General features: G+C 75.7%; 19 protein-coding genes and 1 tRNA gene. 9 read left to right on the top strand and 11 right to left on the bottom strand.

From position 1 onward, the window contains the following. The 3 genes from AB6N23_RS06230 to AB6N23_RS06220 form a co-directional block, all read right to left on the bottom strand. Positions 1-95 (bottom strand): acyl-CoA carboxylase epsilon subunit (locus AB6N23_RS06230; protein ID WP_412865227.1); only part of this gene is annotated, 95 nt, incomplete at its 3' end. 53 nt (positions 96-148) lie between these two features. Further along, positions 149-691 carry a hypothetical protein gene (locus AB6N23_RS06225; RefSeq protein ID WP_412865225.1) on the bottom strand — a complete coding sequence of 181 codons (543 nt, stop codon included), beginning with the start codon at positions 689-691 and terminating at the stop codon, positions 149-151. Continuing rightward, the gene (locus AB6N23_RS06220) at positions 688-2,286 is read right to left on the bottom strand and encodes an acyl-CoA carboxylase subunit beta (protein ID WP_412865224.1); all 1,599 of its coding nucleotides are present in this window, start codon (positions 2,284-2,286) and stop codon (positions 688-690) included. The genes AB6N23_RS06225 and AB6N23_RS06220 overlap by 4 nt, the downstream gene beginning before the upstream one ends. A 151-nt stretch (positions 2,287-2,437) precedes the next feature. Here AB6N23_RS06220 and AB6N23_RS06215 point away from each other — a divergent pair, with 151 nt between their 5' ends. After that, complete coding sequence (locus AB6N23_RS06215) at positions 2,438-3,304, top strand: biotin--[acetyl-CoA-carboxylase] ligase (RefSeq protein WP_412865223.1); 867 nt, start codon at positions 2,438-2,440, stop codon at positions 3,302-3,304. Between the two features lie 105 nt (positions 3,305-3,409). After that, the gene (locus AB6N23_RS06210; RefSeq protein WP_412865222.1) at positions 3,410-4,585 is read left to right on the top strand and encodes an adenylate/guanylate cyclase domain-containing protein; all 1,176 of its coding nucleotides are present in this window, start codon (positions 3,410-3,412) and stop codon (positions 4,583-4,585) included. A gap of 12 nt (positions 4,586-4,597) precedes the next feature. On the opposite strand, the gene AB6N23_RS06205 is transcribed toward AB6N23_RS06210, so the two are convergent. Next, positions 4,598-5,356 carry an SOS response-associated peptidase gene (locus tag AB6N23_RS06205; protein WP_412865221.1) on the bottom strand — a complete coding sequence of 253 codons (759 nt, stop codon included), beginning with the start codon at positions 5,354-5,356 and terminating at the stop codon, positions 4,598-4,600. A 203-nt stretch (positions 5,357-5,559) separates the two neighbouring features. Between AB6N23_RS06205 and AB6N23_RS06200 the strand changes: the two genes are divergently transcribed. Further along, positions 5,560-6,963, top strand: coding sequence for a multidrug effflux MFS transporter (locus AB6N23_RS06200; protein WP_412865220.1), 1,404 nt, complete (start codon positions 5,560-5,562; stop codon positions 6,961-6,963). Positions 6,964-6,997: 34 nt separating this feature from the next. Here the strand turns inward: AB6N23_RS06200 and AB6N23_RS06195 are convergent, their stop codons facing one another. The 4 genes from AB6N23_RS06195 to adhE form a co-directional block, all read right to left on the bottom strand. Then, positions 6,998-8,227, bottom strand: coding sequence for a pyridoxal phosphate-dependent aminotransferase (locus tag AB6N23_RS06195; RefSeq protein ID WP_412865219.1), 1,230 nt, complete (start codon positions 8,225-8,227; stop codon positions 6,998-7,000). Between the two features lie 58 nt (positions 8,228-8,285). Continuing rightward, positions 8,286-8,411, bottom strand: coding sequence for a molybdopterin oxidoreductase (locus AB6N23_RS06190; protein WP_378204535.1), 126 nt, complete (start codon positions 8,409-8,411; stop codon positions 8,286-8,288). A 119-nt stretch (positions 8,412-8,530) separates the two neighbouring features. Further along, positions 8,531-9,118 carry a hypothetical protein gene (locus tag AB6N23_RS06185; protein ID WP_412865218.1) on the bottom strand — a complete coding sequence of 196 codons (588 nt, stop codon included), beginning with the start codon at positions 9,116-9,118 and terminating at the stop codon, positions 8,531-8,533. A gap of 279 nt (positions 9,119-9,397) precedes the next feature. Beyond that, positions 9,398-12,160, bottom strand: a complete 2,763-nt coding sequence (gene adhE / locus AB6N23_RS06180) for a bifunctional acetaldehyde-CoA/alcohol dehydrogenase (RefSeq protein ID WP_412865217.1) — start codon at positions 12,158-12,160, stop codon at positions 9,398-9,400. A gap of 219 nt (positions 12,161-12,379) precedes the next feature. Between adhE and AB6N23_RS06175 the strand changes: the two genes are divergently transcribed. From AB6N23_RS06175 to AB6N23_RS06165, 3 genes are read left to right on the top strand one after another with little or no spacing between them, the layout of a single operon-like run. Then, positions 12,380-13,405 (top strand): serine hydrolase domain-containing protein, encoded by a 1,026-nt coding sequence (locus tag AB6N23_RS06175; RefSeq protein ID WP_412865216.1) that lies wholly within the window; start codon positions 12,380-12,382, stop codon positions 13,403-13,405. A 56-nt stretch (positions 13,406-13,461) separates the two neighbouring features. After that, complete coding sequence (locus tag AB6N23_RS06170) at positions 13,462-13,899, top strand: MarR family winged helix-turn-helix transcriptional regulator (protein WP_412865215.1); 438 nt, start codon at positions 13,462-13,464, stop codon at positions 13,897-13,899. Then, positions 13,896-14,570, top strand: a complete 675-nt coding sequence (locus AB6N23_RS06165; RefSeq protein ID WP_412865214.1) for an NAD(P)H-dependent oxidoreductase — start codon at positions 13,896-13,898, stop codon at positions 14,568-14,570. Before AB6N23_RS06170 ends, AB6N23_RS06165 begins: the two co-directional genes overlap by 4 nt. Positions 14,571-14,588: 18 nt before the next feature. Here the strand turns inward: AB6N23_RS06165 and AB6N23_RS06160 are convergent, their stop codons facing one another. Then, the gene (locus tag AB6N23_RS06160; RefSeq protein ID WP_412865213.1) at positions 14,589-15,329 is read right to left on the bottom strand and encodes a YqjF family protein; all 741 of its coding nucleotides are present in this window, start codon (positions 15,327-15,329) and stop codon (positions 14,589-14,591) included. Positions 15,330-15,386: 57 nt separating this feature from the next. On the opposite strand from AB6N23_RS06160, the gene AB6N23_RS06155 reads away from it, so the two are divergent. Continuing rightward, positions 15,387-16,058, top strand: coding sequence for a 4a-hydroxytetrahydrobiopterin dehydratase (locus tag AB6N23_RS06155; protein ID WP_412865212.1), 672 nt, complete (start codon positions 15,387-15,389; stop codon positions 16,056-16,058). A gap of 86 nt (positions 16,059-16,144) precedes the next feature. Here the strand turns inward: AB6N23_RS06155 and AB6N23_RS06150 are convergent. Beyond that, positions 16,145-16,220, bottom strand: a tRNA-Arg gene (locus AB6N23_RS06150). Positions 16,221-16,503: 283 nt separating this feature from the next. Then, positions 16,504-17,157, bottom strand: a complete 654-nt coding sequence (locus AB6N23_RS06145) for a FadR/GntR family transcriptional regulator (RefSeq protein ID WP_412865211.1) — start codon at positions 17,155-17,157, stop codon at positions 16,504-16,506. A gap of 238 nt (positions 17,158-17,395) precedes the next feature. On the opposite strand from AB6N23_RS06145, the gene argS reads away from it, so the two are divergent. Further along, the gene (gene argS, locus AB6N23_RS06140) at positions 17,396-19,075 is read left to right on the top strand and encodes an arginine--tRNA ligase (RefSeq protein ID WP_412865210.1); all 1,680 of its coding nucleotides are present in this window, start codon (positions 17,396-17,398) and stop codon (positions 19,073-19,075) included. Beyond that, positions 19,072-20,490 carry a diaminopimelate decarboxylase gene (gene lysA, locus AB6N23_RS06135; protein WP_412865209.1) on the top strand — a complete coding sequence of 473 codons (1,419 nt, stop codon included), beginning with the start codon at positions 19,072-19,074 and terminating at the stop codon, positions 20,488-20,490. The genes argS and lysA overlap by 4 nt, the downstream gene beginning before the upstream one ends. The last annotated feature ends 7 nt before the right edge of the window (positions 20,491-20,497 follow it).

The following is a 20,497-nucleotide window of genomic DNA, read 5'->3' as shown; positions in this document are numbered from 1 at the left end:
GCGTGCGCGTCGCCGCCGTCGCCCTGCCCCGACGCGGCGGCCACGAGGCCGGCCACCAGCGCGGCCAGCTCGACGTCGTCCGGGGTGCCCCGCACGACCTGCACGTGCGCGTCGCCGCGCGGCGCCGGCGCCGCTGCGTCCGGGCCGCTCACTCGTCGTCCTCGTCGTCGTCCTCGAGCAGCACGGGCGCGCCGCGCCCGGCGCCCCACTCGCCCACGACGAACCCGCGGTCGACGAGCGTCTGCGTGATCTGCGCACCGCCGTCGTCGACGACGTCGAGCACCGCGTCGAGGGTGAGGTCGGTGACGCCCCCGGGCAGCTCGACGACGAACCCGAGGTGGAACGTGTCGCGCTCTCCGGGCTCGGTGGTGGTGTCGTCGCGGTCGTCCCACGTCATCCCGGTGAGGTCTGCGTGCAGGCCGAGGCGGCTGTGCAGCAGGTCGTACAGGCTCGCGTTCAGCCCGCCGACGCGCTGCTCGAGCGCCAGCACGCGCGGGTCCTCGTCGGCCTCGCGCGCCCCGAACTCGGCGCGCACGCCGACGGCCGTCTCCACGTAGGCGTGCAGCGCGGCGGCGAGCTCGTCGACGGCCGCGTGCAGGTCGGCGGCGTCGACGCCCTCGAGGGGCTCGCGCCCGTGGCTGGCGGGGTCGTGCTCGTCGGGCGCGCCCGTGGGCTCCGGCTCGGTGCTCACAGCGGGATGTTCCCGTGCTTCTTGGGCGGCAGGCTCGCGCGCTTCGTCCGCAGCAGCCGCAGCGCCCTGACGATCTCGCTGCGGGTCTGCGACGGCGCGATCACGGCGTCGACGTAGCCGCGGTCGGCCGCCTCCCAGGGGTGGACGATCGCGTCCTCGTACTCCGCGGTGAGCCGACGGCGCTCGGCCTCGACGTCGCCACCGGCGTCCGCGACGGCCTTGAGCGCCCCGCGCTGCAGGATGTTCACGGCACCGCCGGCGCCCATGACGGCGATCTGCGCGGTCGGCCACGCGAGGTTGACGTCGGCGCCGAGCTGCTTGGAGCCCATCACGATGTACGCGCCGCCGTACGCCTTGCGCGTGATGACGGTGACGAGCGGCACCGTCGCCTCCGCGTACGCGTAGATGAGCTTCGCGCCGCGGCGGATGATGCCGTTCCACTCCTGGTCGGTGCCCGGGAGGAAGCCCGGGACGTCGACGAACGTGAGCACCGGGATGCCGAACGCGTCGCACGTGCGCACGAACCGCGCCGCCTTCTCCGCCGCGTCGATGTCGAGCGTGCCGGCCATCTGCTGCGGCTGGTTCGCCACGACGCCGACGGGCTGCCCGTCGACGTGCCCGAACCCGACGACCACGTTCTGCGCGTACAGGGCCTGCACCTCGAGCAGCGCGCCCTCGTCGAGCACGTGCTCGAGCACCGTGTGCATGTCGTACGGCTGGTTGTCCGAGTCGGGCACGAGCGTGTCGAGCACGAGGTCGTCCTCGGTGACCTCGGTCGGCGACTCGTGCGGGTACGCGGGCGGGTCGGCGAGGTTGTTCTGCGGCAGGTACGACAGCAGCGAGCGCACCCAGTCGATCGCGTCGTCCTCGTCGGACGCCATGTAGTGCGCGACGCCGGACTTCGTCGAGTGCGTCGTCGCGCCGCCGAGCTCCTCGAAGCCCACGTCCTCGCCCGTGACGGCGCGGATGACGTCCGGCCCGGTGATGAACATGTTCGACGTGCCGTCGGCCATGACGATGAAGTCGGTCAGCGCCGGCGAGTACACCGCGCCGCCCGCCGACGGGCCGAGGATGAGGCTGATCTGCGGGATCACGCCGGAGGCGGCCACGTTGCGCCGGAAGATCTCCGCGAACTGGGTGAGCGCCGCGACGCCCTCCTGGATGCGGGCGCCGCCGCCGTCGCTGATGCCGACGAGCGGCACGCCGGTGCGCAGGGCGAGGTCCATGACCTTCGCGATCTTCTGCCCGTGCACCTCGCCGAGGCTGCCGCCGAACACCGTGAAGTCCTGCGAGTAGACCGCGACGGGCCGGCCGTCGACCGTGCCGTGCCCGACGACGACGCCGTCGCCCGCGACGCGGCGCCGCTCGAGCCCGAAGTTCGTCGACCGGTGCCGCGCGAACGCGTCGATCTCGGTGAACGAGCCGGGGTCGAGCAGCTGCTCGACGCGCTCGCGGGCGGTCTTCTTGCCACGGGCGTGCTGCTTGGCGGCGGCGGCCTCCTCGGCCGCGTCCACCGCGGCCGCGCGGCGGGCCTCCAGGTCGGCGAGCAGGCCCGCGGTGGTGCGGCCGGGTGCTGCGGGATCGGTCGAGGTCACCCGACGAAGGCTAGTTGTCGGTGTCCACCACCCGCGTGCACACGAGGAACCGTGTTGCCCGGAGCGTGCTGTGGGGACCCCACAACCGACGCCGGCCGTCCTCGGCCCGCCGCGCGGGGACACCCGCGCACCACTGCGCCATGATGACCGCGTGACGTCCGCCCGCCTCCCGCTCGAGGTCTCCGCCCTGCGCGCGCTCCTGCTCGCCCCGGCAGGCCCGCTCGCCCGGCTCGACGTCGTGGACGCCACCGCGTCGACGAACGCCGACGTCGTCGCCGCGCTGCGGCGCGAGCCCGGCGCGTGGCCGCACGCGAGCCTGCTCGTCGCCGACCACCAGACGCAGGGGCGCGGACGCACCGGCCGGTCCTGGGAGACGCCGGCCCGCGCAGCGCTGACGTGCACGTTCGTCGCCCGCCCGCGGTCGGGCCCGGCCACGTTCGGGTGGCTGCCGCTGCTCGCGGGCCTCGGCACGGTCCGCGCCCTGCGCGCCACCACGGGCGTGCGGGCCGTGCTCAAGTGGCCGAACGACGTGCTCGTCGACCTCGGCACCGACGCGGCCGACGTCGAGGGCTGGGGCACCGCCCGCAAGGTCGCCGGCATCCTCGCGGAGGTCGTCCCGGACGCCGGGCCGGGACCGGCCGTGGCCGTGGGGATCGGGGTCAACGTCGACCAGGCCGCGGACGAGCTCCCCGTGCCGTGGGCGACGTCGCTCGCGCTCGCGGGTGCCCGCGACACGGACCGCGCGACCGTGCTCGCGGCGCTCGTCACCGCGCTGCACGAGGTGGCGTCCCGGTGGGCGGACGGCGGCGGCGACGCCGCGGCCACGGGGCTGGCGGACGAGGTCGCGGCGGTGTGCACCACGCTGGGCGGCGAGGTGGCCGTCGAGCTGCCCGACGGCGCGACGCTGCGGGGCACCGCGGTCCGCCTCGACGCCGACGGCGCGCTGGTCGTCGCCGACGCGGACGGCCGCGAGCACGTCGTGCACGCGGGCGACGTGCGGCACGTGCGCGGCGCCTGACGCGGGCGCGCGCGCCGGCCGCGCAGACGCACCGGCCCGCGCGGGGCCGGTCGCCCCGCCGGACCGCGCCGGTGCGGGCGGGAGCCGGTGAACTAGGCTCCTCCCGTGCACGACGGCGTCGGCGGCGCACCCGGACCCCGGGCGGCAGCCCCTCACGAGGTCCCGGTCACGGCCGACCCCACGCACGCGCCCGGCACGGGGCCGGCCGCCGCGCGCAGCGCCGGCGACGCGCCGCGCCAGGGCACCACCGGCGAGCTCGACGACCTCCTCCTCGGCGGTCCCCGCACGATGACGGCGCGGGACCTCGCCGAGCGCTACGGCATCGAGATCGACCTCGTCCGCACGTTCTGGCGCACGCTCGGCCTGCCGGCGGGCGCCGACGACGAGCCCCTGTTCACGGAGCGCGACGCCGAGGCCATCCGGCTGGCGGGGTCGCTGCTGCGCACGCACGGGCTGGCGCTGCCCACGGTGGTCACGGTGGTGCGCGCCCTCGGCCACACGTCCGACCGCCTCGCGCTGTGGCAGGTCGAGGCGCTCGTGGAGGACATGGCGGCCCGGTACGCGCTCGACGACACGAGCGCGCGGCTGCTGGTGCTCGACCGGCTCAAGGACCTCGCGCCCGTGCTGGAGCAGCAGCTGCTGCACTCCTACCGGCGCCAGCTCGCCGCGGTGGCCGACCGGTACGCCGCCGAGTTCGGCGAGATGCGCGAGCAGGCGGGGGAGACGGGGCGGCTGCCGCTGGCGCGCGCCGTCGGGTTCGCCGACATGGTGTCGTTCACGCGCCGCACGGCAGGGCTCGGCTCGACGGACCTGTCGCACTTCGTGCAGCGCTTCGAGGCGGCGGCACGGGACGTCGTGGTCGGCGCGGGCGGCCGCGTCGTCAAGACGATCGGCGACGCGGTGCTGTTCATCGCCGACACGCCGGGCGTCGGTGCGCGCGTGGCGCTGGGGCTCGCCGACGCGTTCGGCACGTCCCTCGACGTCGACGCGGAGCGCGGCGTGGGCGGCCTCGCCGAGGGCGCGCGCGGGGTCACGCCGGTGCGCGTCGGCCTCGTGTGGGGCCGGGTGCTGTCGCGGTTCGGCGACGTGTTCGGGCCGGTCGTGAACCTCGCGGCGCGGCTGACCGACGTGGCGGACCCCAGCAGCGTGCTGGTGGACGCCGGCACCGCCGCCGTGCTCGGCGGGGACCCGCGGTTCGCGCTCGAGAGGCTGCCGGTGCGCGACCTGGCGGGGATCGGCGAGATCACGCCGTACCGGCTCGCGCCCGCGCCGACGCCGTAGGGCGCGCGCCCCTCAGGACGGGTGCACGTCCTCGCCCACGGGGTCGACCAGGTCCGGCCCGTTGTTCGCGACGGCGTTGACGCGCGTCGACACGGGTGTCGCGACGAGGTCGGGCGGGGTGACGTCGAGCAGCGCGCGGGCCTCGTCCGCGCCGACGGCGGGGTCGAGCCACGCCGCCCAGCGGTCGCGGGGGAGGATGAGCGGCTGCCGGTCGTGGACGGCGGCGAGCGCCTCGGTCGCCGCGGGCCGGGTCACGACCGTGGCGGAGACGACCCACCGGTCGGGGTCGTCGTCGTCCTTGGTCGGGTCCTTCCAGAACTCGTACAGGCCGGCGAGCGCCGCCAGGTCGCCGTCCGCCGGGTGGATCCAGTAGGGCTGCTTGGCGGTGCGCCGGCTGCGCGGCGCACCCTCGGGTGCCTCGAGGCGCTGCCACTCGTAGTAGCCGTCCGCGGGCAGCAGGGCCCGGCGCACGCCGAAGGGCTTCGCGAACGCCCGCTTCTCGGCCAGCGTCTCGACCCGCGCGTTGATCATCCGCGCGCCGACCGACGGGTCCTTCGCCCACGAGGGCACGAGCCCCCAGCGGGCCACCCGCAGCTGGCGCGTGATCTCGCCCGTCGCGCGGTCCGCGCGCTCGACGACCATCCGCACGCCGTCGGTCGGCGCGACGTTCCACGACGGCGGCAGCAGCCGGACGTCGTCGGCGATCGTCGCGATCGCGAACTCGTCCGCGATCTCCTGGTCCTCACGGAAGGACGCGTAGCGGCCGCACATGCCGCACACTCTCCCACCGCCCACCGACACGTCGCCCGCGGGAGGGGAGGGCGGCTCGGCCCGGAGGACCCCCGCCGGCGCCGGCCCACGACACCGGTCCCGACGTCGAGCAGCCCGCCCGCGGACGGTGCGGCGGGCGCCCGGGCGACGGCGGGGACGAGAACATCGAATCGATTCGCTGACTCCCGCGGGGCGGTGCGACGATGGCGGGGATGCCACTGCAGCCCGACCCCGCACCAGGACACGCCCCCGGCGCCCTCGCCCCCGGCGCGCCGCGCGCCGACGCCCCCGCACGCCCCGACGCGCAGGTGACCGCGCCGCCGGAGGCCCGCGCCGCGACCCCGCCCGACGCGCGCGCCGGGGCCGGCGGCACCTCCGCCGCGGGCCCCGCCCCCGGCACCCCGACGTACCGCCCCGACTGGCGCTACGTCCTCCTCCTCGGCTCGATGACCGCGCTGCCCGCCGTCTCGACCGACATCTACCTGCCGTCGCTGCCCGACGTGGCGCGGGACCTCGGGACGTCCGCCGCCGCCGCGCAGCTCACCATGACCGGGATGCTGCTCGGCGGCGCGGTCGGGCAGCTCGTCATCGGCCCGCTGTCCGACCGGTTCGGCCGGCGCGCGCCCGTGCTCGTCGGCGTCGCGCTGCACGTGGTCACGTCGCTGCTGTGCGCGATCGCGCCGGCGATCGTCCCGCTGATCGCGCTGCGCATGCTGCAGGGCTTCTTCAACGCGTCGGCGTCCGTCGTCGCGATGGCGCTCATCCGCGACCGGTTCGTCGGGTCCGACGCCTCCCGCCTGATGTCGCGGCTGATGCTGGTCATCGGCGTCGCGCCGCTGTTCGCGCCGTCGGTCGGCGGGCTCATCGCCGGGCAGTGGGGGTGGCGGGCCGTCTTCTTCGCGCTCGCCGTCTTCGGCGCCGGCCTGTGGGTCGTCGTCCTGACGAAGATGCCCGAGACGCTGCCCGCCGAGCGGCGCCGGTCGGGCGGCATCCGTACCGCGCTGTCCGGGTACCGCTCGCTGCTGCGCGACCGGCACTTCGTGGCGCTCGCGGTGCTCCCGGGGCTCAACATGGCCGTGCTCATGAGCTACGTCGTCGCCTCGCCGTTCGTGCTGCGCGAGGGCTACGGGCTGTCCGAGCACCAGTTCTCGCTCGTGTTCGCCGTCAACGGGCTCGGCCTCGTCATCGGCGCGCAGGTCAACGCCGCGATCGTCCGGCGGGTCGCGCCGATCCGGATCCTGCGGGCCGCGCAGGTCGGCGTCGTGCTGCTCACCGGGGTGCTGGTCGTGCTCGGCGCCACCGGCGCCGGGGGCCTGTGGGCTCTGCTCGTCGTCCTGTGGTTCGTGCTGGCGCTCGTGAACTTCGCGCCGCCGAACGCCTCGAGCATCGCGCTGGGCCGGCACGGCGAGGTCGCGGGCACGGCCGCCGCGTTCATCGGCGCCTGCCAGGCGGGCGTCTCGGGCCTCGTCAGCCCGGTGTCGGGCCTGCTCGGCGGGGACGCGCTGGCCATGACGGGCGTCATGGCGGGCGCCGCGGTGCTCGCGCTCGCGGTGCTGGCGCTCGCGACCCCGGCGTTCCGCCGCGGCGGGGCCTGGCAGCTGACCTGACGCGTGCGCCCCGTCGGCGCCGGCCGGGGACCGGTCAGACGGCGGTGCGCAGCCGCGCGAGGCGCGCCACCGCCTCCTCGAGCACCTCGCGGCGCTTGACGAACGTGAACCGCACCCACGAGCCGAGCGCCCGGTCGGCGGCCGACCCCGGCTGCGTGAACGCGCGGACCGGCACGCCGACGACGCCCGCGAGGGCCGGCAGGTCCCGGCACAGCGCCACGCCGTCGGCGTACCCGAGAGGGGCGGCGTCGGCGAGCACGAAGTAGGTGCCGTCGGGGCGGACGACGTCGAACCCGGCCTCGCGCAGGCCCGCCGCGAGCAGGTCGCGCCGCCCGGCGAGCGACGCCACCAGGTCGTCCACCCAGGCGAGCGCGGCGGGGTCGGTGAGGGCGGCGGCGACCGCCGGCTGGAACGGCGCGCCCGAGACGTACGTGAGGAACTGCTTGACCGTGCGCACGGCCGTGACCAGCTCCTCCGGGCCGGTGACCCAGCCGATCTTCCAGCCGGTGAACGAGAACGTCTTGCCCGACGACGAGACGGTGAGCGTCCGCCCCGCCATGCCGGGCAGCGTCGCGAGCGGCACGTGCGGCACGCCGAACGTCAGGTGCTCGTACACCTCGTCCGTCACGACGAGCAGGTCGTGCGCGACGGCGAGGCGCGCCACCGCCTCGAGCTCGTCGCGGCGCAGCACCGCGCCCGTCGGGTTGTGCGGCGAGTTGAGCAGCAGCAGCCGGGTGCGGGGCGTGACGGCCGCGGCCAGCGCGTCGGCGTCGAGCCGGAAGCCGTCGGGCGTCGCGACCAGCGGCGCGGTGGTGTGCCGGGCGCCGGCCATCGCGACGACCGCGGCGTAGGAGTCGTAGAACGGCTCGAGCGTGAGCACCTCGTCGCCCGGCCCGGTCAGCGCGAGCACCGCCGCGGCGAGGGCCTCGGTCGCGCCCGTCGTCACGAGGACCTCGCGGTCGGGGTCGAGCGTGGTGCCGTACCGCGCGGCCCGGTGCGCCGCGACCGCCTGCCGCAGCGCGGGGATCCCGGGACCGGGCGGGTACTGGTTGTGGCCCGCGAGCACCGCGTCGGCCGCGGCGCGCGCCACCGGGGCGGGCCCGTCGACGTCGGGGAAGCCCTGCCCGAGGTTCAGCGCACCGGTGCGCGCCGCGAGCGCCGACATCTCGGCGAACACGGTGGCGCGCACGCCGCCGTCGGCGTCGAGCAGGCCGGCCGCGGCGGCGACCTGCTGCCAGCGCGGGGGGACGGGGGAGGTCGTCACCGTCGTGAGCCTAGGGGCGCGCAGGACCGGCGCGCCCGGTGCCGGGCGGGCCGGTGCGTCAGAGGACGCCGGCCGCGGCGAGCAGGCCGCCGACGACGAGCAGGGCGAGGGACGCCCACGCGGCCACCACCCACCACTCGACGGGGTGGTGCCGCACCGCGCGGACCGGGTTCCGTGCTGCCATGACCCCACCATCGGCACGACCGGGGCGCGGGACGAGCCGTGCGGCGGCGCGTCGTGAAGATCACCCGCGCCGCCGCCCGTGCCCGCCGCCGTGCCCGTGCCGCGCCCGCCGGGGAGGCCTCAGCCGGCCGTGGCCGCCTCGAGGTCGTTCCCGAGCGTGGCGAGCTGGTCGGCGAGCGAGCGCAGCGCGTCGCCGCCCTCGGCCCCCGCGCTCGCGGTGGCGGCGTCGAGCTCCGCCTCGGCCGCGGCGACCTTCTCGCGCGCCTCGGCCACGGCCGTCTCCGACTGCGCCTCACCCTCGGCCTTGGCCTGCGTGAGCGCGGCCTCCGCCTGGTCGACCGCGGCCTGCGCCGACGTGACGGCCTCGTCGGCCTGCGCGCGGGCCTGGTCGTCCAGCGACCCCAGCGACGCGCGGGCCTCGTCGATCCGCGTCCGGGCGCCGGCCACGTCCGCCTCGGCGTCGGCGAGCGCCTGCTGGATCGCGTCGCCGGCGGACGTGATGTCGTCGGCGGCGCCCTGCGCGGCGCTGCCGATCTCGTCGGCGACCTGGTCGACGTCGGCGTCGGTGCAGGCCGCGAGCCCGAGGGTGAGGAGCGCGGCGGCGGCGACGCCGACGGCGCGGCTGCGCAGCAGGGTCGGGGCGCCGGTGCGCAGCGGGGTCGGCGTGCCGAGCGGGCGGGACGGGACGGGCGTGCGGTGCGCTGCCACGGGGGACCTCCTGGGGTCGTCGTCGTGCGGCTCGCGGCCGCCCGGGGGACCGTGCGGAGGGGGTGGGGCGGCCGGCGCCACAGTCTGCCGGTCGCACGGGCGCCCCGCCCGTCGTCCTCATCGACGTCTCATCCGCGCACGTCGACGCGGTCGTGCGACGGTGCGTGCACGCCGACGGAGCGAGCACGACGACGCCCCCCGCCGGTGCGGCGGGGGGCGTCGGTGCGAGCGTCGACGGAGGCGCCCCGGGAGGGCGGGGGAGGACCGTCGGGGAGTCGGTCAGCCCTCCGTGCGCTCGCTGCGGCCCCGGACGTCCTCCAGCGACGTGCCGTAGTAGGCCGCGGTCATGAGGTCCTTCATGTCGTCGATCATCGGCATGCGCGGGTTGGCGGGGGCGCACTGGTCCTCGTAGGCACCCATGGCGACCTCGTCCAGTCGGCGCAGGAACTCCTGCTCGTCGACGCCCTGCGCCTGGAACGACGCCGGGATCCCCACCTTCGCCCGCAGCGACTCGACGGCCCGGGCGTAGGACTCCACGCCCTCGTCGGGCGTCGCGGCCGGCAGGCCGAGCATCTGCGCGATCTGCTGGAACCGCTCGGGGGCCACGTACGTCTCGTACTTCGGCCAGCTCGTCAGCTTGGTCGGGACTGTGCCGTTGTAGCGGATGACGTGCGGCAGCAGGGTGGCGTTCGTGCGGCCGTGCACCAGGTGGTACGTCGAGCCGATGACGTGCGCCATCGCGTGCACGATGCCGAGGAACGCGTTGCCGAACGCCATGCCGGCGATGGTGCCCGCGTTGTGCATCTTCTCCCGCGCGTCCTTGGTGGTCGGGTCGGCCGGGTCGCCGTTCACCGACTGCGCGAGGTTGTCGAAGATCAGGCGGATCGCCTGCAGCGCCATGCCGTCGGTGAAGTCGTTGGCGTACACCGACACGAAGGCCTCGGTGGCGTGCGTGAGGGCGTCGAAGCCGGAGTCGGCGGCCAGGCTGCGCGGCATCCGCGACGTCAGGACCGGGTCGATGATCGCGACCGTCGGCGTCAGCGCGTAGTCCGCGAGCGGGTACTTCTTGCCCGCGTCGGGGTCGGAGATCACGGCGAACGGCGTGACCTCGGCGCCCGTGCCGGACGTGGTCGGGATGCAGACGAGCTTGGCGAGCTCGCCGAGCACCGGGAACTTGAACGCGCGCTTGCGGACGTCGAAGAACTTCTGCTTGAGGTCGGAGAACACGATCTCCGGGTGCTCGTACAGCAGCCACATGACCTTCGCGGCGTCCATGGGCGACCCGCCGCCGAGGGCGATGATCGTGTCGGGCCGGAAGTGGCGCATCTGCGCGGCGCCGGCCTGCACGGTGCGGACCGACGGCTCGGGCTCCACCTGGTCGATGATCTGCAGCGCGACGGTGTTCCCACGACGGTTGAGCACGTCGATGACCTTGTCGACGAAGCCGAGCGTCGTCATGGTGGCGTCGGTGACGATGGTGACGCGCTCGACGTCGGGCATGTCGGCGAGGTAGCGGATCGCGTTCGGCTCGAAGTACGTCTTGGCCGGGACCTTGAACCACTGCAGGTTGTTGTTGCGACGGCCGACGCGCTTGATGTTCACGAGGTTGACCGCCGACACGTTGTTCGAGACGGAGTTGTGGCCGTAGGAGCCGCAGCCCAGCGTCAGGGACGGGATGAACGCGTTGTAGATGTCGCCGATGCCGCCCAGCGACGACGGCGCGTTGCAGATGACGCGGATGGCCTTGACGCGCGTGCCGAACTCGACCGTGAGGTCGTCGTCCTGCGTGTGGATCGCGGCGGAGTGGCCCAGGCCGTCGAACTCGACCATCTGCTCGGCCAGGCTGATGCCGTGCTCGGTGCTGGTCGCGCGCAGCACCGCGAGGACGGGGCAGAGCTTCTCGCGCGTCAGCGGCTCGGACGGACCGACGCCGGAGACCTCGGCGAGGATGATCGAGGTGTCGGACGGCACCGTGAAGCCGGCCTGCTCGGCGATCCACACGGGGCTCCTGCCGACGACCGCGGGGTTGAGCCTGGCACCGCCGCAGTTCTCCCCGTCGGCCTCGACGCCGAAGACGAAGCGCTCGAGCATCGCCTTCTCGCTCGCGTTCGTGCGGTAGGCGTGCAGCCGGGCGAACTCGGCCATCGCCGCGTCGTAGATCTCGTCGTCGAGGATCGCGGCCTGCTCGGACGCGCAGATCACGCCGTTGTCGAACGCCTTGGACAGCACGATGTCGTTGACGGCCCGGCCGAGCTTGGCGGTCTTCTCCACGTACGCGGGCACGTTGCCCGCGCCGACGCCGAGCGCCGGCTTCCCGCACGAGTAGGCGGCCTTGACCATGGCGTTGCCGCCGGTGGCGAGGATCGTCGCGACGCCCGGGTGGTTCATCAGCGCGCTCGTCGCCGTGAGCGACGGCGTCTCGACCCACTGGATGCAGTGCTCGGGCGCACCGGCGGCGACGGCCGCGTCGCGCACCACGCGGGCGGCGGCGATCGAGCACCGCTGCGCGCTCGGGTGGAACGCGAAGACGATCGGGTTGCGCGTCTTGAGCGAGATGAGCGCCTTGAAGATCGCGGTCGAGGTCGGGTTGGTCACCGGCGTGATGCCGGCGATCACGCCGACGGGCTCGGCGATCTCCGTGATGCCGTTGAGCTCGTCGACGTCGATGACGCCGACGGTCCTCAGGTTCGCCATCGAGTTCGTGACGTGCTCGCACGCGAAGATGTTCTTCACGGCCTTGTCCTCGAACACGCCCCGGCCGGTCTCCTCGACCGCGAGCCTGGCCAGCACGCCGTGCTGGTCGAGCGCGGCCACCGCGCCCTTCTTGACGAAGCGGTCCACGTCGTCCTGCGTCATGCGCTCGAACGCGGCGAGCGCCTTGGCGGCGTTGGCGACGAGCTGGTCGATCGCCGCGGCGACGGTCACGTCGTCGGTCGCGCCGAGCGCGGTCCCGGGGGCCGGCGTGGTGGCGGCCGCGGCGGCGGGGGTCGCGACGGCGCCCGCGGCCGTCGCCGGGGCCTTCTTCCTGGTGGTCTCGGACACGAGGTCCTCCTTGGTCGGTGGGGCGGAGGCGGACGCTGGAGTCGTCCGTCGCTGTCTCCGACGCTAGGGACGCGGCGCTCCGGAGAGATGGGATGAAAGTCCCTCCGGGTGTGACGGAGGTCTCGCGGCGGCACGCGGCGGCGCCCCACCCGGGACAGGGGTCCCGGGTGCGGGGAAAGGCCGCGACGTCCGCCCCGGGCGGCGCCTACCGTGGCGGGCATGGCCCCCGTGACGTCCGCCGACCTGCTGCACGCCGCGACGGAGGCCGTGCGCTCCGGGCCCGACACGTCCGACGGCGTCGCCGCCGTGGTCGCGCGCGTCGTCCGCGACGGCGAGGTCCTGCTCGACGCGGCGTGGGGGCTCGCGGACCGGCGGCACGGGCTGCCGATGACGCCCGGGCACCGGTTCGCGACCGCCAGCGGCTGCAAGGGGTTCACCGCGCTCGCGGTCCTGTCCCTCGTGGCCGACGGCACGCTGACGCCCGGCACCACGGCGCGCTCGTTGCTCGGGGACGACCTGCCGCTCGTCCCCGACGACGTGACGGTCGAGCACCTGCTCTCCCACCGGTCCGGCGTCGGCGAGTACCTCGACGACGACGCGGACCTCGCCGAGTACCTCATGCCCGTGCCGGTGCACCGCCTCGTGTCGCCCGAGGACTACCTGCCGCTGCTCGACGGGCGCGCCCCGCTCTTCCCGGCGGGGGAGCGGTTCGCGTACAGCAACGCCGGGTTCGTGCTGCTCTCGCTGCTCGCGCAGCGGGCGTCCGGCGTGCCGTTCCACCGGCTGGTGCAGGAGCGCGTGCTCGACCCCGCCGGGACGACGCGCACGGGGTACCCGCGGTCGGACGCGCTGCCGGGCGACGCGGCTGTCGGCTACGTCCGGGTCGACGGGCGGTGGCTGACGAACGTGCACCACCTGCCCGTCGTCGGCGGCGGTGACGGCGGCGCGTACACGACGACGCACGACATGGAGCGGTTCTGGGCGGCGCTGCTGGGCGGGCGCGTCGTCCCCGGCGAGCTCGTCGCGGCGATGCGCGCGCCGCGCAGCACGGACGACGACGACTACTCCTACGGGCTCGGCCTGTGGCTGCCCGGCGGCGACGCCGTGCAGCTGGTCGGCGAGGACGCCGGCGTCTCGTTCCTCTCCCGGCACGACCCGTCGACCGCGACGACGTGGACGGTCGCCGGGACGACGGCCGCGGCGGCGTGGCCGGTGGTGCGGGCGGTCCGCACCGCGCTGGCATAGCCGCCACGTCCGTCAACCTGTTGACACGTGCATATGTCAACAGGTTGACTGACGGCATGACGGACCGGTTCACGTACACGCTGCACCACCTCGTCGACGCGGTCGACGCCCACGCCGACCGGCTGCTCGCCGCGCACCACGGCGACCTCACCTTCAGCCAGTTCGTGTTCCTCGCGGTCCTGGAGGACACCCAGCCGCAGGACGTCACCCGGCTCGCCGAGTGCCTCGGCGTCTCGAAGGCCGCCGTGAGCAAGCGGGTCCCCGGGCTGGTGGCCCGCGGGCTGGTGCACGCCGAGCCCGACCCCGCGAACGCCCGGCGGGTCGTGCTGTCGCTGACCGAGGCCGGCGCCCGCCTGGCGCGCGACGCCGGGGACCTGCTCGACCGCGAGCTCACGGCCCTGTTCGCGGGCGTCCCCGGCGTCGACGTCGCCCGCACGCACGCCGACCTGCGCGCGATGCTCGCCGCCGTGCCGACGACGGCGCCGGGCCGGTGACCGCCGCCCCCGCCGGCGCCCCCGCCGCCGTCCCCGCCGGCACGCGGCCGCCGCGCGTCCTCGTCGTCCTCGGGCACCCCCGCACCGACTCCCTGTGCGGCGCGCTCGCGTCGTCGTACGCGGCGGCGGCCCGCGACGCGGGCGCCGAGGTCGAGCTCCTCGCGCTCGGCGGGACGACGTTCGACGTCGCGGCCCGCCGGCCGTCGACGCTGCGGTGGGAGGGGCCCGACCAGGACCTCGAGCCCGACGTGCGCGCCGCGATCGCGTCCCTGCGCCGCGCCGACCACGTGGTGCTCGTCTTCCCGCAGTGGTGGGGGACGTACCCCGCGGTGCTCAAGGGGTTCGTCGACCGGGTGTTCCTGTCCCAGCTCGCGTTCCGGCACCGGGGGGCGGGCCTCGGCTGGGACAGGCTGCTGTCCGGCCGCACGGCGCGCCTCGTCATGACGATGGACAGCCCGGTGTGGTGGGACCGCCTGCGGTACCGCAGCGCGGCCGTGCACTCGCTCGTCCACGCGACGCTCGGGTTCTGCGGCATCCGGACCGTCGGGGTGACCCGCCACGCCCGGGTCCGTACCTCGAGCGCGGCCACCCGCGCCCGGTGGGTCGCGGAGGCGGCCCGGCACGGGCGGGCGGACGCGCGCCGCCGGGTGCGGACCCGCGCGGACGTCTGACCGCGGGCGCCGGGCGCGTCAGGCGACCCGTCGGCGCGCCCACCCGTGCACGGGCAGCACGCCCTCGGCGGCGTGCAGCAGCGGCTCCCGGCCCGTGACGTCGACGCCCAGCGGCGCCGTCATGGTGTTCCGCTCCACCTCCCACGCGGCGGGTGCGAGGCGCCACGGCGCGTGCTCGACCGCCCCCAGCCAGAGCCGGCGCGGTGCGCGCGGCGGCAGGTCGCTCGCGTACAGCGCGTAGCGCTCGGTGAGGAAGTGCTCGAGCGTGCCCGGGGCCGTCGGTGCCGCCGGGCCCGTCGCCCCGTACGTCACGCGCAGCTTTGCCGCCGGGGCGCGGCGGTCGACGCGCTCGCTCGTGTACCGCACCCGCCCGTCGCGCTCGGTGAGGGTCATGCGCGCGCGCAGGTACGCGAGGTGCATGCCGGCCCGTCCCACCGCGACGGCCGTCGGGCTCGCCGCGTCCAGGCTGAAGAACCACACCCCCGGCACGCCGCGGTGGCGCACGTACGTGCGCACGTTCAGCTCGTGGAACGCGCCGGGGCCCGGCAGGGCGGGCGTCCCGCGCGGGCGCACGCCCGTCATCGTGAAGGGGACCACCCCGAGCCACGCGTCGCCGTCGAACGTGTCGAGCTCGAGCGCCGGCGGCACGTGCCCCCGCAGCGCCGCGACCGGCACCGGCCAGTGCGCGAACAGCAGGTGCGACCACCGCATCGCGACGGCCCACGGGCCGCGTGCGACCGGTGCGGGGGACGCCGTCATGCCCGGATGGTAGGCGACGCCCTGGCCGGCGTCGGTGGCGGCTGGCACGGTGGGTCCATGACCGACGCCGACGTCCGCCTGCCGCACTCCGCCGTCACCGCCGCCGTCGACGCGCGGCACTGGCGCGTCCTGCTCACGATGCTGCGCGCGACCTTCCGCACGCCGGACTGGGCGACGGGTGCCGCGTTCGTCGCCCGCGTCGCCGAGGCCGCCGACGCGGCGGGCCACCACCCCGACGTCCTGCTCCGGTACGGCCAGGTCACCGTGACGACGACCAGCCACGACGTCGGCGGGCTGACGTCCCGCGACGTCGACCTCGCCGCGACCGTCACCGCGCTCGCGGACGAGCTCGCCCTCACGCCTTCCGTGCCGTCGAGCGAGATGCTCGAGATCGCGGTCGACGCGCTCGACATCCCCGCCGTGCGCCCCTTCTGGCGTGCGGTGCTCGCCTACCGCGACGTCCCGACCGACCCCGACGCCCTCGTCGACCCGGCGGGCACGGGCCCGGCCGTGTGGTTCCAGCAGATGGACGCCCCGCGCCCGCAGCGCAACCGCCTCCACGTCGACGTGACCGTGCCGCACGACCTCGCCGAGGAGCGCGTCGCGGCGGCCCTCGCGGCGGGCGGACGGCTCGTCAGCGACCACGCCGTGCCGGCGTTCTGGGTGCTCGCCGACCCCGAGGGCAACGAGGTGTGCGTCTGCACGTGGCAGGCGCGCCCGTCGTCCTGACGCGGTGCCGGGGGACGCGGTGCCGGGCGACGCGGTGCCGGGGGACGCGAAGGGCCGCACCGCCATCGGCGGTGCGGCCCTCGTGGTGGTGCGCCCGAAAGGATTCGAACCTTCGACCTTCTGCTCCGGAGGCAGACGCTCTATCCGCTGAGCTACGGGCGCGCGGCGTGCGAACGGCGCAAGGCCGTCGACGCGAGCACCGAGACTACCAGGCCAGGCGCCCGCGTCGTCACGAGCACATACGCCCACGCGCCCGCCCGTCCCCGCACCGACCCGTCCCGCGACGCCGAGCGCGGCAGGTCGTGCCGAGCGCGGCAGGTCCCACCGAGCGCGGCAGGTGCAGCACCCGCGCTCGGTGCGACGTGCCGCACTCGGTGAGGAGGCAGCCGTGCGGGAGGGAGGCCGGCGAGGGCGGTGCCGGTGGGGAAGGCGCCGGGAGACCCGGTCAGCGCTCCGCGATGAGGGCCGAGAGGTAGCCGGAGGTCTCCGACACCGCGCGCTGCTCGTCGCCCGCGACGATCGCCTCGACCAGCCCGTCGTGCGAGTCGTGCCCGTGCGCGTCGGTGACGAAGTTGAACCGGATGTTCTCGCCGATCGCGTCGAGCAGGTTGTCGTACAGGGAGCGCAGGACCGGGTTGCCGGCGGTTCGCACGATCGTGCGGTGCAGCGCCAGGTCGGTGGCGACCATGCGGTCGAGGTCGCCCGCGCGGTACGCCTCGGCGCGGGCGTCGCGGTGCTGCAGGAGCTCGCCGACGTCGGTCGCGGTGCGTCGGTGGGCGGCCAGGCGCGCGGCCTCCATCTCGAGCGCGCGGCGCACCTCGACGACGTCGCGCTGCCGCGCGTCGGCGATCTGCCGGCTCATCGTCACGGCCAGCTCGGACGCCGAGAGCACGTACGTCCCCGAGCCCTGCCGCCGCTCGAGCAGCCCGGCGTGCACCAGGGACTGCACGGCCTCGCGGACCGTGTTGCGGCCGACGCCGAGCAGCGTGACGAGCGCCGGCTCGGGCGGGATCCGCGCCCCGACGGGCCACTCGCCGGAGGCGATGCGCGACCGGAGGGCGTCGACGGCGGTGTCGATGAGTCCGGTGCGACGCGCCATCGGCGGCGGCCTCCTCAGGGGGTGTCTCGGCGGTGTGCGCACCGCCGGTCGGGAGCCGCGGCGCGCTGACGTCTGGGGATGCAGTCAACACGTCTCGAACCGTTCCGACCAGACCCTCGTCCGGGCGCGCCGCTCCGGCCCGTCGGCCCGCGGTGGGCGGCCCGGCGTGCGCGTCGTGACCGTCCGCCCGCGGTGAAAGCGCGCCGGGCCGCGCAGGTGCGCTCGGTACGATCCGGGGGTGACTCCCGACCAGCTCGCCGACGCCCTGCGCGCCGCCCTCGTGCACGCCGTCGACGACGGCACGTTCGCCCTCGACCCGGCCGCGGTGCCGGCCAAGGTGCACCTGGAGCGTCCCCGCCAGCGCGAGCACGGCGACTGGGCGACGAACGTCGCGCTGCAGCTGGCGAAGAAGGCCGGCACGAACCCGCGCGCCCTCGCCGAGGAGCTGGCGCGGCGCCTCGCCGACGTGCCGGGCGTCGCGGCGGTCGAGATCGCCGGCCCCGGCTTCCTCAACATCCGGCTCGACGCGGCGGCGGCGGGCGAGCTCGCGCGCTCGGTGGTGGAGCAGGGCGCCGACTACGGGCGCAACGCCTCGTTCGCGGGCCTCACGGTGAACCTCGAGTTCGTCTCCGCCAACCCGACCGGCCCCATCCACATCGGCGGGGTGCGCTGGGCGGCCGTCGGCGACAGCCTCGCCCGCGTCCTCCAGGCGTCCGGCGCCGACGTCACGCGCGAGTACTACTTCAACGACCACGGCGCGCAGATCGACCGCTTCGCGCGCTCCCTCCTCGCGCGTGCCCGCGGCGAGGAGGCCCCCGAGGACGGCTACGGCGGCCAGTACATCGCGGACATCGCCGAGCGGATCCTCGCCGACGCCGCGGCCGCCGGCGAGCCCGACCCCCGGACGCTCGACGACGCCGCGGCCGTCGAGGCGTTCCGCGTGCGCGGCGTCGACCTGATGTTCGACGAGATCAAGGCGTCGCTGCGCGACTTCGGCGTCGAGTTCGACGTGTACTTCCACGAGGACGCGCTGCACGAGTCCGGCGCCGTCGAGCGGGCGGTCGCGCGCCTGCGCGAGGCCGGGCACATGTACGAGGCCGACGGTGCGACGTGGCTGCGCACCACCGAGTTCGGTGACGACAAGGACCGCGTCGTCATCAAGTCCGACGGCCAGGCCGCGTACATCGCGGGCGACATCGCGTACTACCTCGACAAGCGCGAGCGCGGGTTCGACCGCTGCTTCATCATGCTCGGCTCGGACCACCACGGGTACGTCGGCCGGATGATGGCCGTCTGCGCGGCGTTCGGCGACACCCCGCACGTCAACCTCGAGCTGCTCATCGGCCAGCTCGTCAACCTGGTCAAGGACGGTCAGCCGGTGCGCATGAGCAAGCGCGCGGGCACGGTCGTGACGATCGACGACCTGGTGGACGCGGTCGGCGTGGACGCCGCGCGGTACTCCCTCTCCCGCTCGTCGAGCGACCAGCAGATCGACCTCGACCTCGACCTGCTGACGCGGGCGAGCAACGAGAACCCCGTGTACTACGTGCAGTACGCGCACGCGCGCACCGCGTCCGTGGCCCGCAACGCCGCCGAGGCCGGCGTGCGCCGCGAGGACGGCTTCGACGCGTCCCTGCTCGACCACGAGTCCGAGGCGGTCCTGCTCGGGCAGATCGCCGAGCTGCCGCGCGTCGTCGCGCAGGCCGCCGAGCTGCGCGAGCCGCACCGCGTGGCCCGGTACCTCGAGGAGCTCGCCGGCGCGTACCACAAGTGGTACGACCAGCGCCGCGTCACCCCGTTCGGCGACGAGGACGTCACGGACGTGCACCGCACGCGCCTGTGGCTCAACGACGCCACGCGTCAGGTCATCGCCAACGGGCTCGCCCTGCTCGGCGTGAGCGCGCCGGAGCGCATGTGAGCGCCGCCGGCACGCGGGCGGACGACGGCGCCGCGACCGCCCTGGGCGCGCCCTGGTCGACGGGCGTCACGCGCGACGCCGACGGCACGCTGCGCGTCGCGGGCGTCGACGTGCACGCCCTCGCCGCGGAGCACGGCACGCCCGCGTACGTCCTGGACGAGGCGGACCTGCGGGCCCGCGCCCGCGCCTATCGCGAGGCGTTCGGCGCCGCCGCGGCCGCGGCGGGGACGACGGCCGACGTGTACTACGCCGGCAAGGCGTTCCTGTCCCGCGCGGTCGCCCGCTGGGTGCACGCCGAGGGCCTCGGCGTCGACACGGCCAGCGGGGGAGAGCTCGCGGTGGCCCTCGCCGCGGGCGTCCCCGGCGCGCACGTCGGTCTGCACGGCAACAACAAGTCGGACGCCGAGCTGCACGCGGCGCTCGACGCGGGCGTCGGCCGGATCATCGTCGACTCGCTCGTCGAGGTCGACCGCCTCGCGGACCTCGTCGCCGCCCGGCGCGCGGACGGGCGCGAGACCCCCGCCGCGCCCGTGATGGTGCGTGTGACGACGGGCGTGCACGCGGGCGGGCACGAGTTCATCTCCACGGCGCACGAGGACCAGAAGTTCGGCCTGTCGCTCGCGGCCGGCCCGGACGGCGGGGACAGCCCCGCGCTCACCGCGCTGCTGCGCGTCGTCGCGCGTCCGGAGCTGCACCTGCTCGGCCTCCACTCGCACATCGGGTCGCAGATCCTCGACTCCTCGGGCTTCGCCGTCGCCGCGCAGAAGGTGCTCGCGCTGCGCGCCGACCTCGCCGCGCGCACGGGCGTGGTCGTCGAGGAGGTCGACCTCGGCGGCGGGTACGGGATCGCGTACCTGCCGGGCGAGGAGGCGATCGACCCGGTGCGCGTCGCCGACGAGGTCGTCCGGGCCGTCGCCGACGCGGCGCGCGCGCTCGGCACCGACCTGCCGCGCCTGTCGATCGAGCCCGGCCGCGCGATCGTCGGCCCGGCCGGCCTCACGCTCTACCGCGTCGGCACGGTCAAGCCCGTCCGCCTCGACGACGGCCGCGTGCGCACGTACGTCTCGGTCGACGGCGGCATGAGCGACAACATCCGGCCCGCGCTGTACGGCGCGGCGTACCACGCCGAGGTCGTCGGCCGGGCGTCGGACGCCGAGCCGGTGCTCGCGCGCGTCGTGGGCAAGCACTGCGAGAGCGGCGACATCGTCGTGCACGAGGTGCAGCTGCCCGGCGACGTCCGGGCGGGGGACCTGCTCGCCGTGCCCGCGACGGGCGCGTACGGGCGGTCGATGTCGTCGAACTACAACCTGCTCACGCGGCCGCCGGTCGTCGCCGTGCGCGACGGCGCGTCCCGCGTGCTCGTGCGGCGCGAGACCGTCGACGACCTGCTCGCGCTGGACGTGTCCGCCGACTGACGCGCCC

It is taken from the genome of Cellulomonas pasadenensis (assembly GCF_047229365.1).
Taxonomy (GTDB): Bacteria; Actinomycetota; Actinomycetes; order Actinomycetales; family Cellulomonadaceae; genus Cellulomonas.
Note: the sequence above shows the minus strand (reverse complement) of the source record. Positions and strands in the feature narration are given on the sequence as shown.

Coding starts and splice junctions, on each gene's coding strand:
- AB6N23_RS06205 (WP_412865221.1), bottom strand. CDS start 5,356: ATGTGCGGCCGCTACGCGTCCTTCCGTGAGGACCAGGAGATCGCGGAC.
- AB6N23_RS06200 (WP_412865220.1), top strand. CDS start 5,560: ATGGCGGGGATGCCACTGCAGCCCGACCCCGCACCAGGACACGCCCCC.
- AB6N23_RS06190 (WP_378204535.1), bottom strand. CDS start 8,411: ATGGCAGCACGGAACCCGGTCCGCGCGGTGCGGCACCACCCCGTCGAG.
- AB6N23_RS06175 (WP_412865216.1), top strand. CDS start 12,380: ATGGCCCCCGTGACGTCCGCCGACCTGCTGCACGCCGCGACGGAGGCC.
- AB6N23_RS06170 (WP_412865215.1), top strand. CDS start 13,462: ATGACGGACCGGTTCACGTACACGCTGCACCACCTCGTCGACGCGGTC.
- AB6N23_RS06160 (WP_412865213.1), bottom strand. CDS start 15,329: ATGACGGCGTCCCCCGCACCGGTCGCACGCGGCCCGTGGGCCGTCGCG.
- AB6N23_RS06155 (WP_412865212.1), top strand. CDS start 15,387: ATGACCGACGCCGACGTCCGCCTGCCGCACTCCGCCGTCACCGCCGCC.
- AB6N23_RS06145 (WP_412865211.1), bottom strand. CDS start 17,157: ATGGCGCGTCGCACCGGACTCATCGACACCGCCGTCGACGCCCTCCGG.